The organism is Ochrobactrum sp. P6BSIII (genome assembly GCF_014138065.1).
Lineage (GTDB): Bacteria > Pseudomonadota > Alphaproteobacteria > Rhizobiales > Rhizobiaceae > Brucella.
The window spans coordinates 40,255-52,475 of sequence record NZ_JACGXB010000022.1 but is presented as its reverse complement, the minus strand read 5'-3'; the positions used below and the strand labels follow the sequence as shown (position 1 = coordinate 52,475).

Below are 12,221 nucleotides of genomic sequence, written 5' to 3'. Positions count from 1 at the left end.
GCAGCGTCGCCGCCCTCGTTGTGGCGCTATATAGGGCGGACTAAGCCAAACTGTCAACACCACTTCAAACAAAAATCCGGTTTTCTTTTCCACAGCCAATATGGTGTCTTTTAACGTAAAATCAACCGACAAAACCTGTCGATTCGAACAGTTGCGACAAACATATGACAATCAAGCACATACCGTATCGCATCGCAGTCGATGGCGGAGGCACCGGCTGCAGGGCAATCCTGACGGACGGAGCCGGGAACATTCTGGGCCGCGCCACCGGCGGGCCGGCCAATATCGGCGCAGATACGCCAGCGGCTCTCGCACATATAATAGAAGCGGCGGAACAGGCCGCCGCGAATGCCGGGCTCGAAGTCGCAGTCTTAAGTGAAGCGCGTGCGGTGCTGGGTCTCGCCGGGGCCAATTCGCTGGCCAACCGCGAGGCGCATTATAATGCGCTGCCATTCGGGCAAGTCAGGATCGTGTCGGATGCGGTCACCGCGCTGCAAGGCGCGCTCGGCGATGGCGACGGCGTAATGGTCATTGTCGGAACTGGCTCGGCCTTTATCAAGCGAACAGGCGAGACCATTGAGATTGTCGGCGGGCGCGGCTTCATGCTCAGCGACCATGCGGGCGGCGCGCGGTTGGGACGCGAGCTATTGGAAGAGGCGCTGCTCGTTGCGGATGGCATGGCTGCGCGCAGTGAGCTGATCGACGCCGCACTGGCACAGTTCAAGAATGATGCGCGTGAGATCACCACCTTTTCACGCAACGCGACGGCCGCCGACTATGCCGCGTTAGCGCCATTGGTCTTTAAAGGGGCGATGGAAGGTGACCCTGTCGGCCTTTCGATCACGCAACGAGCCTGCGATTCCCTCCGCCGCGGACTGGACCGCCTGGGCGTCGAGGAGGTAGGTCGCTTCAGCATGACCGGCGGGCTGGCAAATGCCTATGCCGCGCTGCCCTGTCTGCCGCACCGCGCACTTTATAAGCCGCCGCTTGGCGATGCCTTGCAAGGCGCATTGGCGCTTGCCTTGCGGGACGGCCAATAAGATGAGCCGACAGGGCGAAAAGACTTGTCGCAGCTCGGTTTAGCCGCTACGCTTTTTGTCTGAAAGTCTCGCAGGGGTGGCATGCTTACCAAGAAAGGCAAATACGGCCTGAAAGCCATGGTTCATCTGGCCGGAGTAGCCGATGGACAACTGGCCTCAGCCAGTGAGATCGCCGAAAAGCATCATATTCCGCGAAAGTTCCTCGACAATATTTTCACCGAGCTGCGCAATGCCGGTTTCGTCGTCAGCCGCAAAGGCAAGGGCGGCGGATTTTGTCTAGCGCGTCCGGCCAATGAAATTGCCATCGGCAATATCATCCGTGCGCTGGATGGCGCGCTGGCTCCCATCGCCTGTGCAAGCAAGACCGACTATCACCCTTGCGACGACTGCGATGAAGAAGAATGCGAAGTGCGCCTGATGATGCTGGATGTGCGTGAAGCCATTGCCAATGTGCTGGATCACCGCACGCTTGCCGACAGCAAGGCGCTCGCCTCGCTGTCGGAATAGCATTTTAGTTCAGGCTGCGACCGACCAGTTCGGGAACGGATCGGCCAGCGCCGACCAGCGTTCCGGCGCAAAGGTCTCATCTTCCACCAGACATGTGTCCAGCTCGGCGGTCAGCGATTCCTCGCGCATCGGATCAACGCCGATGAAGACGATCTCCTGACGGCGATCACCCCAGACCTTGTGGAAGTATGGCTCCATCGCGCTCGTCCAGCCCGGCTCGGTCGGCCAATAGTTTTTCGGCACCGCCGACCACCAGCGCCCGCGCTTGGTTGTACGCACCAAAGCGCCAGCCTGACTGATCTCGCCGACGAAATCCGGCTGGGTCGCCAGCCAGAAAAACCCCTTGGCCCGCACCACGCCCGGCCAGCTTTTATCGAGAAAAGACTGGAACTTTGCAGGGTCGAAAGGCCGACGCGCGCGATAGACGAAGGAGCGAACGCCATATTCCTCGCTTTCCGGCACATGGTCGTTGAAGCCGTAAAGCTCCTTGTACCAAAGCGGATGTTCATGCGCCTTGTTGAAGTCGAACAGGCGCGTGTCCAGTATGGCATCGAGCGGAACCTGCCCGAAATCAACCTCTTCGATACGCGCATCGGGGTTGAGCGAATGAATGACCTTGCGGGCCAGATCGCGTTCTTCGGGCGACGCCGTCGAAACCTTGTTCAGCACCACCACATCGGCAAACTCGATCTGCTCGACCAGAAGATCGACAAGGGTTCGCTCATCTTCATCGCCCAGCGACTCTCCCCGGTCGCGGAGAAAATCGTTCGACGCATAGTCTTTCAGCAGATTGGCCGCATCCACGACCGTCACCATCGTATCAAGCCGCGCCACATCGGCCAGGCTCTTGTCCTGCTCGTCACGAAACTCGAAAGTCGCCGCCACGGGCAGCGGCTCCGAAATACCCGTCGATTCGATCAGCAGATAATCGAAGCGCCCCTGCTCGGCCAGTTGCGAGACTTCCTTCAGAAGATCGTCGCGCAGCGTGCAGCAGATGCAGCCATTGGTCATTTCCACCAGCTCCTCTTCGGTGCGTGAGAGATTGGCACCCCCTTCGCGCACCAGCGAGGCATCGATATTGATCTCGCTCATATCGTTGACGATAACCGCAACGCGGCGGTTCTCGCGATTGTTGAGCACGTGATTGAGAAGCGTCGTCTTGCCAGCACCGAGGAAGCCGGAGAGGACTGTGACCGGGAGCCGTTTTCTCATAACATCGTCCTTTTAATGTTATATCATTACATATGAAGTGCAAAAAACAGGCGGCAACGCCGCCATTGACGGATTATCTTGCGCCGGGCCACCCAAGGGATGGCCCGGCGCCGTCGCGGTTGCAAACGCTTTAGGAAGGGACAGCAACCGCAGCTATTACGAGGACAGGCAAGTTTTCAGCGAATCCGCCAGATTGTGGATCAGCTGCGGATAAAGATCAGGGCCGTCCTTCAATTCTGCACCGAGCGGATCCAGAACGCCGGTCTTGGCATCCGTTCCATCGATAACCGTATTGACGAGCTTCGGTTCGAACTGCGGTTCGGAGAACACGCAGGCCACCTTGAGCGACTTGATCTTGTCGTGGATCTGCTGGATGCGGGCGGCGCCAGGCGCCTTTTCCGGGCTGACCGTGATGGAACCGGCAGCCTTCACGCCGAAGCGATTTTCAAAATACTGATAGGCATCGTGGAACACGACAAACGGCTTGTCCTTCACCGGCTGCAATTCCGTCGCAATGTCCTTGGTCAGCGCGTCCAGCTTTTCGGCATAGTTCTTTGCGTTCTGCTCATATTGTGCGGCATGGGCCGGATCGTTCTCGCTCAGCACCTTGGCAATGTTGGTGACCAGCACCTTGCCGTTTTCCGGATCGAGCCAGAAATGGAGATCATATTCGCCGTGGTGATGGTGGTGTTCGTGTGCACCTTCGCCCGCTTCGGCAGCGTGATCGTGACCGGCTTCCGCTTCCTTCTTGTCGCCGTCATCATGCCCATGGGCATGGTCGTGACCTTCATGGGAGTGCCCCTCGCCCGCGTCCGAATGACCTTCGCCCTCATGGCCATGATCATGCGCCTCGAACGGACCGCCTTCGCGGAATTTCAGCCGGGTCAGCCCTTCTGATTCACCAAGGGCGACAACCTTGGCGCCTTCGCCCAACGTATCAAACGGCTTGTCGAGGAAGGTTTCCATCGACGGGCCAGCCCAGAAGATCACCTTGGCATGTTCGATGGCCTCGGCATCCGAAGGCTTGAGGCTATAGACATGCTCCGAACCCGCGCCCTGCACGATCAGTTTCGGCTCGCCGACGCCCTGCATGACGGCAGAAACAAGCGAATGGAGCGGCTTGATCGAAACGACAACGCCGTCTCGTTCTGCGGCAAAGGCGCTGCCGCCCAGACCGGTGAGGAATGCCGAGGCGAGCAGCAGGGAACGCATATGTTTCATGTTATCTCTCTTGAATGAGCGGGGATGAGCGTCATATCTGATGATATGTTATTTTATTACGTCAGTTGCGTTATGCTATAACGTCTGCCATAAGGTCAAGCAACCCTTTTTTGGAGAAATTCACCCCGGCTTTTTTTGGCGATATCGCATTCATCCTGAAATTGCTGTCCTGTGTGACAGCATGGGCGGGTGGATTTCATAATCGGGATATGGCGTGTCATGCCGCCCGAAAAAGACGCTGGGAAAAAGTCCGAATCGGCAGATGATCCGTTAGAACGCGTATCGGTCTGACTGAATGAGATCGATACGAAGATACAGGCAGCGAAAGCCCCGATTGCAATGGTCAGAAAGAATACAATCCCCACCAGTCAGGCGCGGGATACGCTGATTGAACTGAAGAACGCCGGTGTTTATCGCGACGGGCGCTGGCTCGTGCGCAATGTCGATCTAAAGGTCGAGCGCGGCGAGATCGTCACGCTTATCGGGCCGAATGGCGCGGGCAAAAGCACCGCAGCCAAGATGGCGCTGCGCATTCTCAAGCCCGACGAAGGCGAAATCATCCACAAGCCCGGCCTGCGCATTGGCTATGTTCCGCAGAAGATCAATATCGACCGCACCCTGCCGCTTTCCGTGGAACGCCTGCTGACGCTGACAGGCCCCTTGAGCAAACAGGAAATCACCGCGGCGCTTGAGGCGGTCGGCATCCCCCACCTCCTGAAAGCCGAGACGGCTCATCTTTCCGGCGGCGAATTCCAGCGCGCCTTGATGGCGCGTGCGCTGGCGCGAAAGCCGGATATCATGGTGCTGGACGAACCTGTGCAGGGCGTGGATTTTTCCGGCGAGGCCGCTCTTTATGAACTGATTGCGCGGCTCCGCGACGAGACCGGTTGCGGCGTGCTGCTGATCTCGCACGATCTGCATCTCGTCATGGCGGCGACCGACCGGGTCATCTGCCTCAACGGTCATGTCTGTTGCAGCGGAACCCCGCGCGACGTGACCGCAAGCCCGGAATATATGCGCCTGTTCGGCAGTCGCGCCGTTGGGCCGCTCGCCGTTTATGAACATCATCACGATCACACGCATCTGCCAGACGGGCGCGTGCTGCACAGCGACGGTTCGGTGACGGATCATTGCCATGCCGATGACGGTCATCATCACGAGCACGAGCACGAGCACGAGCACGAGCACGAGCATCACCAACATCATCATGGGGAAGGTGTACACCGTGCTTGACGACTTTTTCACCCGCGCTTTGATTGCCGGTATCGGGCTGGCGCTGACGACCGGGCCTCTCGGTTGCTTCATCGTCTGGCGACGCATGGCCTATTTCGGCGACACCATGGCCCATTCCGCCTTGCTCGGCGTGGCGCTGGCGCTCATCTTCGACATCAATCTGATGATTGGCGTCTTCGCTGTGTCGGTTGCGATTTCCGCGATCCTGCTGCTTTTGCAGCGCCGCCACACATTGTCGGCGGATTCGCTGCTCGGCATCCTGTCCCATGCCACCCTGTCGCTCGGTCTGGTGATCGTCGCCTTCATGACATGGGTTCGCGTCGATCTTCTTTCCTTCCTGTTCGGCGATCTTCTGGCCGTTTCGCGCATAGATATCGTCTATATCTACGGTGGCGGTGCTTTCGTGCTCGCTGTGCTGGCCTGGTTGTGGCGGCCCATGCTGGCCGCGACCGTTAGCGAAGATATCGCACGGGCTGAAGGCATGAATCCCGCCGTCTCGCGTGTCATCTTCATGCTGCTTCTGGCAATCGTCATTGCCATTGCGATGAAGATCGTCGGCATTCTGCTGATCACGTCGCTGCTGATCATACCGGCTGCGACATCCCGCCGTTTCGCCTCCACGCCTGAGCAAATGGCGGTGCTTTCATCGCTGATCGGCGCGGCAGGCGTTGTCGGCGGCCTTTATGGCTCCATCCATTTCGACACGCCGTCGGGCCCTTCGATCGTGGTCGCGGCGCTTGCCATTTTCATTTTCAGCCTTCTGCCCTTACATAAGAGAGCTGAGGCCACACCGGAACGGACTGCTGAACAATGAGCACGCATCACCACCATCATCACACGCAACAGGATCTGACCCGCAACCAGACTCTCGTTTTCGATGTTCTGTCCAAGGCGGAAGGGCCGCTCAGCGCCTATACGATACTCGACCAGCTGCGGGATGACGGCTTTCGCGCGCCGCTTCAGGTCTATCGTGCGCTGGAAAAGCTGCTCGATTACGGGCTTATCCATCGCCTCGAAAGCCTCAATGCTTTCGTGGCCTGCGCGCATCCGCAATGCCATCAGCAGGGTCTCGTCGCCTTTGCGATCTGCGAGAAATGCGGTCAGGTGACGGAATTTTCCGATGCGGCGATTGAAAATCTCGTCAGCGCCTGGAGCCTGCAAAACGGTTTCAAGTCGCGCAAGACGACGCTCGAACTGCGCGGCTTGTGCCAGGCCTGTGGCGATCACTAGGTCCCCCAAGCCTATCAAGAGCCTAACCCATTGGAAGTACCTAATTTTGGAAGTGAAACTTTAAAAGTAACGCTTCGGAAATCGAAATCTGCTAAAAATACCTAGTTCAGGGGATTAGTGGGTAAGATTTTCATATGGCGCGTATGAAGTCGCCGCAGGAGCGGCGCAGGGAAGAAAGACAGAGGACAAGGTTACGTTCGGGGAAACTGATAGACCTGGACGGACAGTTTATCGTTGAGTGCCAGTTCAGCGACTTGTCCCCCCATGGCGCCAAGCTGAGAACTATGGAAACACCGACCTTGCCCGACAGGTTCTGGCTGTTCGACGACTATTACAAGCGCGCCCTTTTGGCCCGCATCGCCTGGCGCAACGGCCGGGAAATCGGCGTCGAGCTGATCACCGATCCGACCGTCACACCGCTGGACAGCGAACGCCTGGCCCAGCTTGGCGGAAAATACTATTCGCTGTGAGCCGCCTGCCCATTGTTGATATTGGCATTGGCCTGCTTTCCGGGCGTCTGATTGGCCGGGGCGGTTGATGTCGGCTCGCCGCGCATGTTCATGGCGCGGATTTCTTCCGCAGAAATATAGTTGAACTGCTCAACCAGCAGGTCCTTGATCACCGGTTCCGGGAACCGCGCATTCAGGTCTGAGATGATCGAGGCGCGGACATCCTCGAACTGCACTTTCTCGACCTCTTTCGTATCCGAATAGCTGCCGTAGAACTTGCGGAAAATCTCGTCGCTGATGAACAGTTCCAGCGGCACGCTCAGCTTCTTGCGGATATTCGAATCGACCGTATAGACGAGCTGCGCCACGACATAGCCCGCGACACCACCATTGGAGATGATCGGCACGCTCATCACGTCCGTCTTGACGTAATCCACGCCGCCGAAGCCGCCAACAGCGGCCTGCGCCTCGCCGGACGATGCCGCGTTCTGACGGGTCGCCATGAACAGCGACCCGAAGGCGACAGCGCAAATCCACAGGCCAATGACGAAAATGCGGATCATCGCGCGTGACCGAGCCTCGCGCTCTGCATGGAATAGGTGCCGTCGGCTTCCTGTGTTTCCAATGCGCCGCGGATCACGTCGGCAAGCTCGCCGACTGCACGCAGATGCAGCTGCAACGCTTCACAGTTCTTCTCAAGCTTCTGCTTCAGACTGTCGAGCAGCGGCTGCAAGCCTTTCAGCGATGCAGGCTCGGCCAGACCGGCAGCCTTCTTGATGGCCTTGTTGAAATCATAGAGACCACGGCTTTTGCGGGAATTGATTTCAGCGAGATCGGGATTACCACCTTCCATGAGAAGGCGCGTTTCGGTCTCGATGACGTCCTCAAGACGCTGGATGGCACGAACCACCGGCTTCAAAGTCGGATTCTGCACCGGTTCTATCGCCTGTTCCGACTTCACCAGATCATGCACCTGTTCGCTCGCCTGGGCGAGAACCAGCGATTCTTCCGGCGGCAGGCTGGTTTCAGAGCTTGTCTCGGTCATTTCAAGGTTCCTCAATTTCGGGGGACGTCGCGTTGCGCTCTGCGGTATTTATCGTTCAGCCGCGCGCGCTATCCGCGTCGTCGTTTTTCTCAAGCTGCTTTTGGATGAGCGTGCGTTCGAACCCGTGTATCAGATCGTTCGAAACCGCATTGTTGCTCATAGTCTCTCCCAGATTGTTGATCACATCTCCTAATGCTGCAGTGGTCGGCGCATCTGCCCGCCCTTTGCGCGCCGCCTGCTCCTCAAGCAGTTTGGCAATGCCGACACCGCCGACATCCGCCATCTTGTTCGCCATGGCTTCCGCCATCATCGACTTCCAGTAATCGCCCGCTATGCCCTTGCCGAAGGTCGCTGTCGTGTCACTTGTAAACATCGACTGAACAAAGGATTGCAGCATGAAGGCCTCGAATTTCCGATAGGCCGGATTGATCGTATTCTGCGCGTCGGGCCGCATGGTCACGCCCGCCGAAAGACTGTCGGAAAAGCTCGCGAAATTATCCCGTGTCAGTCCCGTCACGGACGACGCCGTCGCCTGCATGGTGCCGGATACCGACTTCAACCGTTCCGCCGCCATGCGATAGGCCTGCGGATCGGCCGCGCGGGCTACATCCATCACCAGATCTGACGGCGGGTTGATCGCCATGCAAGGTTTCCTTCTTCATCCTATGAGTGCACCATAATGGGTCAAACTTGACTGAAACTTGTGGGCGAGTTCAGCGCGGCCCAGACGGCGTTTTCGTGGTTTTCCGGCTAACAAATTCCTCGATCAGACTGGCCAGTTCGTGCCGGTCCAGCTCGCTTTTGGCCTCTTCCAGCCGATCTTCCAGCAATTCAACCCGCCGTTGTTCCTTCAAAAGCGCGCTGCGCTCCGACTCGAGCTTTGATTCGAGCGCCATCGATTCGACTGCGTTTGCGCCAAGACGCTTGATGAGCAGCGACGGATCGATATCGAAGACCGCGCCGTCATAGCGCCGGTCCTGCATGGCGATGAGCGCCAGGCGCTCCTCTTCCAGCGCCAGCTTGCGCGCATTGGAAACGGCAAGCGCCGATTCGAGCCGGGCGCTGCCGAGCTTCTGCAAATCGATCAGCTTCTTGAGGTTGCGTGTGTTGGTCTGGGCCATGGCCACCTCAAAACAAAGCGCGCATTTGCGTAGCGGTTTCGTTCGTAAAGAAGCGCAGGAGTTCCGGCAGGATGAAATAGATCACCAGCAGCCCGCCCCCCAGCACGAAAGGCATCGACACGAAGTAGATCGGGATCGACGGCGTCAGCTTGTTGACCAGACCGATCGCGAAATTGACGAGAATCGCAAAGACGATGAATGGCGCTGCGATTCGCAATGTCGCCATGAACGCCGATGACAGCGCATCGGTAAAATCGATCATCGCCGCATCGGGCCGGAATCGTCCGTCCACCGGAATGGCCGTATAGGAATTCAGCAGTGCGCGCAGAATTTCCAGATGCATGTCGGTGACGAAGAACAACAACAGCGCACTGAACGTCACGATGGTCGCAAGCGTTGCCTGCGGCTCCGATTCGGTAATCGCATCGGCGGGTGAGCCGCTAAAGCCAATGGCCATCGCCATGGTGTTGGCCATGAATTGCAGAGCCCAGAAATAGATATGCGCCAGAATGCCGATCACCGCGCCGACAAACATCTCGCTCGCCATCAGGCGAAACAGCGTCCACGGCGCACCGCCATCGACGGCTGTGACAATGCGTGACAACACCAGCGGCAACACAGCGAAGGAGCACGCCAGCGCGATGAAGAGCCGAACCTGCAAGGGAATACGCGCGCTCGAAATCCCCGGCATCAGCATCAGGCATGCGCCGACGCGGCAGAACGCCAGAACGGCTGCCAGAATGATATCGTTGAGCGGCAGTTGCGCGATCGGCACTCAGGCCCCTTTCCGCGTAAGAATCATATTACCGTCCTCTTGATCCCCTCGTCCTTCGATTCTTCGATCCTTCGAGACGGTTCCCTTCGCTGCGCTCAGGGCACCTCCTCAGGATGAGGGGAAGTCTGGCTCCCCTCCCCCTCATCCTGAGGAGCCCCTCCAAGCGTAGCGAAGGAGGGGCGTCTCGAAGGATCGAGGGGTCGAGAGAATCAAAGAACCTGGACCTATGAAATCGCGCCGAGCGATTTCACTTCCACGCCGCGCGCGATCTCGACATGCGACAGCACCGGCAAGGTTGCGAACAGGCGCTCGATGATCATCCGGATATAGGGCCGCGCTTCTGGCGACGATACGAGGACGAATCGCTCGCCATTGTCGAAATGCTTGCGGATAACCGTCGATGCTTCCGTGCCGAACTGTTCCAGCAGGCGCGGGTCGATATCGAACTCGACGATTTCGCCCTTGGCGTCGCGCTTGAGGCTCTGGTGAAACACCAGATCCCAGCGGTTGCCAAGACGCAGCACATTGAGCACGCCATTGTCGGAAAGATCGCCGCAGATCTGCTGCGCCATGCGCATGCGCACATGTTCGACAATCATTTCCGGACGGCGCACCAGCGGCGCGATTTCCGCGATGGCTTCAAGAATGAGATGCAGGTTGCGGATCGACACCCGCTCGGCCAGCAGAAGCTTCAGCACGGCCTGCAAACCGGAATAGGAAATATGCGCCGGGCTGATATCCTCAACCAGCTTGCGATATTCCGGCCCCAGACGATCCAGCAGAATGCGCATATCCTTGTAGGACAGGAGCTGAGCCAGATTGTTGCGCACGATTTCGCTGAGATGGGTGAGCAGGACGGACAGATTATCGACCGTCATATAGCCGTCGCGGCGCAGATCCGAAGCGAAGGTTTCCGGCACTGAATAGGCGCGCATGCCGAAGGCCGGCTCGCGCGTTTCCTCGCCGGGGATCGACGGAATCGGGCGCTCGCCCAGCACCACCAGAATTTCACCGACGCGCAGTTCATGGCTTGCCACCGACGTGCCGTGAATCTTGATGCGGTAGCTTTTCGGCTGCAGGGCGAGATCGTCCGTCACCTTGATCTCGGGAATGACGAAGCCATATTCCTGCGCGAATTTGCGACGCATCTTGTTGACGCGATGCGCCAGCTCCTGCTGCGACGCCATCAGGCGTGCGGAAAGCTGCTTGCCGAGGCACAGTTCAATCTGGCTGGTTTCCAGCGATGCCTTGACGGAATTGCGCTCCTGATCCTCGGCCTCGCGCTGCTTCTTGCCGGCTTCAGCGGCTTCGGCCTCGCGCTGGCGCGCCTGACGGCGGGGCACGGCGATACCGACAAACGCCATTGCGCCGCCGAGCATGAAGAACGGAAATGCCGGAAGGCCCGGCATGATGCCGAGAACGAACAGCAGCATGGACGCAACCAGAAGCGCCTTTGGATAAGCGCCAAGCTGGCCGAAAATCGCCTGATCGGCGGAGCCGCGCGTTCCGCCCTTCGACACCAGAAGACCGGCGGCGAGCGAAACGATAAGGGCAGGAATCTGCGTGACGAGACCGTCACCGACCGACAACTTGGTGAAGACGTCAGCCGCGTGGGAAATGTTCATGTCATGGCGGGTAACGCCGATGATGATACCACCGAAGATGTTGACGGCGGTGATGATCAGACCGGCAATGGCGTCGCCACGTACGAATTTCGAGGCACCGTCCATCGAACCGAAGAAGGAGCTTTCTTCTTCCAGTTCGCGGCGGCGGCGCTGCGCTTCCTTTTCATCGATCAGCCCCGACGAAAGATCGGCATCGATGGCCATCTGCTTGCCGGGAATGGCGTCGAGGGTAAAGCGTGCGCCCACTTCTGCGATACGCGTCGCACCCTTGGTGATAACGAGGAAGTTGACGATGATCAGGATACAGAAAACGACGAGACCGATGACAAAATCGCCGCCCATCACGAATTGCGAGAAGCCGTGAATCACGTGGCCCGCAGCGAGATAGCCTTCATTGCCGTGGGTGAGAATCACACGCGTCGTCGCAATATTGAGCGAGAGGCGCATCATGGTCGCGATCAGTAGGACGGTCGGAAAGGCCGAGAAATCGAGCGGCCGCTGAATCCACAGCGCCACCATCAGGATAAGCACCGAGAAAGCGATGGAAAAGGCCAGACCGATATCCAGCACCATGGCCGGAACGGGCAGGAAAAGCACCGTCAGGATGATGATGATGCCTGCCGCCAGGCCCATATCGCTGCCGGTCAGAAATCCGCTTTTTATGAAGGGTTTAGCCGCTGCCTGCTGCACGTCCGTCTCCTGTTACGAAGCGGACCTTAGCTTGCGAAGCTTGCGCGAGGATTTTGTGATCTCTTTGGCTTTG

General features: G+C 58.4%; 14 protein-coding genes. 6 read left to right on the top strand and 8 right to left on the bottom strand.

Going from position 1 to position 12,221, the window contains the following annotated elements; translation table 11 throughout:
• Nucleotides 1–164: 164 nt before the first annotated feature.
• Together FHW00_RS22490 and FHW00_RS22485 are read left to right on the top strand one after the other, a co-directional pair.
• Nucleotides 165–1,040, top strand: a complete 876-nt coding sequence (locus FHW00_RS22490) for a BadF/BadG/BcrA/BcrD ATPase family protein (RefSeq protein WP_078340893.1) — start codon at nucleotides 165–167, stop codon at nucleotides 1,038–1,040.
• A gap of 81 nt (nucleotides 1,041–1,121) precedes the next feature.
• Complete coding sequence (locus FHW00_RS22485) at nucleotides 1,122–1,547, top strand: RrF2 family transcriptional regulator (protein WP_078340892.1); 426 nt, start codon at nucleotides 1,122–1,124, stop codon at nucleotides 1,545–1,547.
• 9 nt (nucleotides 1,548–1,556) lie between these two features.
• Here FHW00_RS22485 and zigA read toward each other — a convergent pair whose 3' ends face one another.
• Both zigA and znuA read right to left on the bottom strand, forming a co-directional pair.
• On the bottom strand, nucleotides 1,557–2,759 hold the full coding sequence (gene zigA, locus FHW00_RS22480) for a zinc metallochaperone GTPase ZigA (protein WP_078340891.1): 1,203 nt from the start codon (nucleotides 2,757–2,759) through the stop codon (nucleotides 1,557–1,559).
• Between the two features lie 156 nt (nucleotides 2,760–2,915).
• Nucleotides 2,916–3,980 (bottom strand): zinc ABC transporter substrate-binding protein ZnuA, encoded by a 1,065-nt coding sequence (znuA, locus tag FHW00_RS22475; protein ID WP_078340890.1) that lies wholly within the window; start codon nucleotides 3,978–3,980, stop codon nucleotides 2,916–2,918.
• 339 nt (nucleotides 3,981–4,319) lie between these two features.
• Between znuA and FHW00_RS22470 the strand changes: the two genes are divergently transcribed.
• From FHW00_RS22470 to FHW00_RS22455, 4 genes are all read left to right on the top strand, one after another.
• Nucleotides 4,320–5,213, top strand: coding sequence for an ATP-binding cassette domain-containing protein (locus FHW00_RS22470; protein ID WP_078340889.1), 894 nt, complete (start codon nucleotides 4,320–4,322; stop codon nucleotides 5,211–5,213).
• Nucleotides 5,188–6,027: a zinc ABC transporter permease subunit ZnuB gene (gene znuB, locus FHW00_RS22465; protein WP_078340888.1), complete on the top strand. Its 840-nt coding sequence runs from the start codon at nucleotides 5,188–5,190 to the stop codon at nucleotides 6,025–6,027. Before FHW00_RS22470 ends, znuB begins: the two co-directional genes overlap by 26 nt.
• Complete coding sequence (locus FHW00_RS22460; protein WP_078340887.1) at nucleotides 6,024–6,443, top strand: Fur family transcriptional regulator; 420 nt, start codon at nucleotides 6,024–6,026, stop codon at nucleotides 6,441–6,443. The genes znuB and FHW00_RS22460 overlap by 4 nt, the downstream gene beginning before the upstream one ends.
• A 134-nt stretch (nucleotides 6,444–6,577) precedes the next feature.
• The gene (locus FHW00_RS22455) at nucleotides 6,578–6,913 is read left to right on the top strand and encodes a PilZ domain-containing protein (RefSeq protein ID WP_078340886.1); all 336 of its coding nucleotides are present in this window, start codon (nucleotides 6,578–6,580) and stop codon (nucleotides 6,911–6,913) included.
• Here the strand turns inward: FHW00_RS22455 and FHW00_RS22450 are convergent.
• The 6 genes from FHW00_RS22450 to flhA form a co-directional block, all read right to left on the bottom strand.
• Nucleotides 6,901–7,455 carry a hypothetical protein gene (locus FHW00_RS22450; protein ID WP_078340885.1) on the bottom strand — a complete coding sequence of 185 codons (555 nt, stop codon included), beginning with the start codon at nucleotides 7,453–7,455 and terminating at the stop codon, nucleotides 6,901–6,903. The genes FHW00_RS22455 and FHW00_RS22450 overlap by 13 nt on opposite strands.
• A complete protein-coding gene (locus tag FHW00_RS22445) occupies nucleotides 7,452–7,937 on the bottom strand; it encodes a flagellar protein FlgN (RefSeq protein WP_078340884.1) in 486 nt (161 codons plus the stop codon). The genes FHW00_RS22450 and FHW00_RS22445 overlap by 4 nt, the downstream gene beginning before the upstream one ends.
• Nucleotides 7,938–7,992: 55 nt before the next feature.
• A complete protein-coding gene (locus tag FHW00_RS22440; RefSeq protein ID WP_078340883.1) occupies nucleotides 7,993–8,580 on the bottom strand; it encodes a rod-binding protein in 588 nt (195 codons plus the stop codon).
• 70 nt (nucleotides 8,581–8,650) lie between these two features.
• Nucleotides 8,651–9,058: a hypothetical protein gene (locus FHW00_RS22435; protein ID WP_078340882.1), complete on the bottom strand. Its 408-nt coding sequence runs from the start codon at nucleotides 9,056–9,058 to the stop codon at nucleotides 8,651–8,653.
• Nucleotides 9,059–9,065: 7 nt separating this feature from the next.
• Nucleotides 9,066–9,833 carry a flagellar biosynthetic protein FliR gene (gene fliR, locus FHW00_RS22430; RefSeq protein ID WP_078340881.1) on the bottom strand — a complete coding sequence of 256 codons (768 nt, stop codon included), beginning with the start codon at nucleotides 9,831–9,833 and terminating at the stop codon, nucleotides 9,066–9,068.
• 224 nt (nucleotides 9,834–10,057) lie between these two features.
• Nucleotides 10,058–12,148, bottom strand: a complete 2,091-nt coding sequence (gene flhA / locus FHW00_RS22425; RefSeq protein ID WP_078340880.1) for a flagellar biosynthesis protein FlhA — start codon at nucleotides 12,146–12,148, stop codon at nucleotides 10,058–10,060.
• Between the last annotated feature and the right edge of the window lie 73 nt (nucleotides 12,149–12,221).

Coding starts and splice junctions, on each gene's coding strand:
- FHW00_RS22485 (WP_078340892.1), top strand. CDS start 1,122: ATGCTTACCAAGAAAGGCAAATACGGCCTGAAAGCCATGGTTCATCTG.
- FHW00_RS22490 (WP_078340893.1), top strand. CDS start 165: ATGACAATCAAGCACATACCGTATCGCATCGCAGTCGATGGCGGAGGC.
- FHW00_RS22460 (WP_078340887.1), top strand. CDS start 6,024: ATGAGCACGCATCACCACCATCATCACACGCAACAGGATCTGACCCGC.
- FHW00_RS22440 (WP_078340883.1), bottom strand. CDS start 8,580: ATGGCGATCAACCCGCCGTCAGATCTGGTGATGGATGTAGCCCGCGCG.
- FHW00_RS22445 (WP_078340884.1), bottom strand. CDS start 7,937: ATGACCGAGACAAGCTCTGAAACCAGCCTGCCGCCGGAAGAATCGCTG.
- FHW00_RS22470 (WP_078340889.1), top strand. CDS start 4,320: ATGGTCAGAAAGAATACAATCCCCACCAGTCAGGCGCGGGATACGCTG.
- znuB (WP_078340888.1), top strand. CDS start 5,188: ATGGGGAAGGTGTACACCGTGCTTGACGACTTTTTCACCCGCGCTTTG.
- zigA (WP_078340891.1), bottom strand. CDS start 2,759: ATGAGAAAACGGCTCCCGGTCACAGTCCTCTCCGGCTTCCTCGGTGCT.
- FHW00_RS22455 (WP_078340886.1), top strand. CDS start 6,578: ATGGCGCGTATGAAGTCGCCGCAGGAGCGGCGCAGGGAAGAAAGACAG.
- FHW00_RS22450 (WP_078340885.1), bottom strand. CDS start 7,455: ATGATCCGCATTTTCGTCATTGGCCTGTGGATTTGCGCTGTCGCCTTC.
- FHW00_RS22435 (WP_078340882.1), bottom strand. CDS start 9,058: ATGGCCCAGACCAACACACGCAACCTCAAGAAGCTGATCGATTTGCAG.
- znuA (WP_078340890.1), bottom strand. CDS start 3,980: ATGAAACATATGCGTTCCCTGCTGCTCGCCTCGGCATTCCTCACCGGT.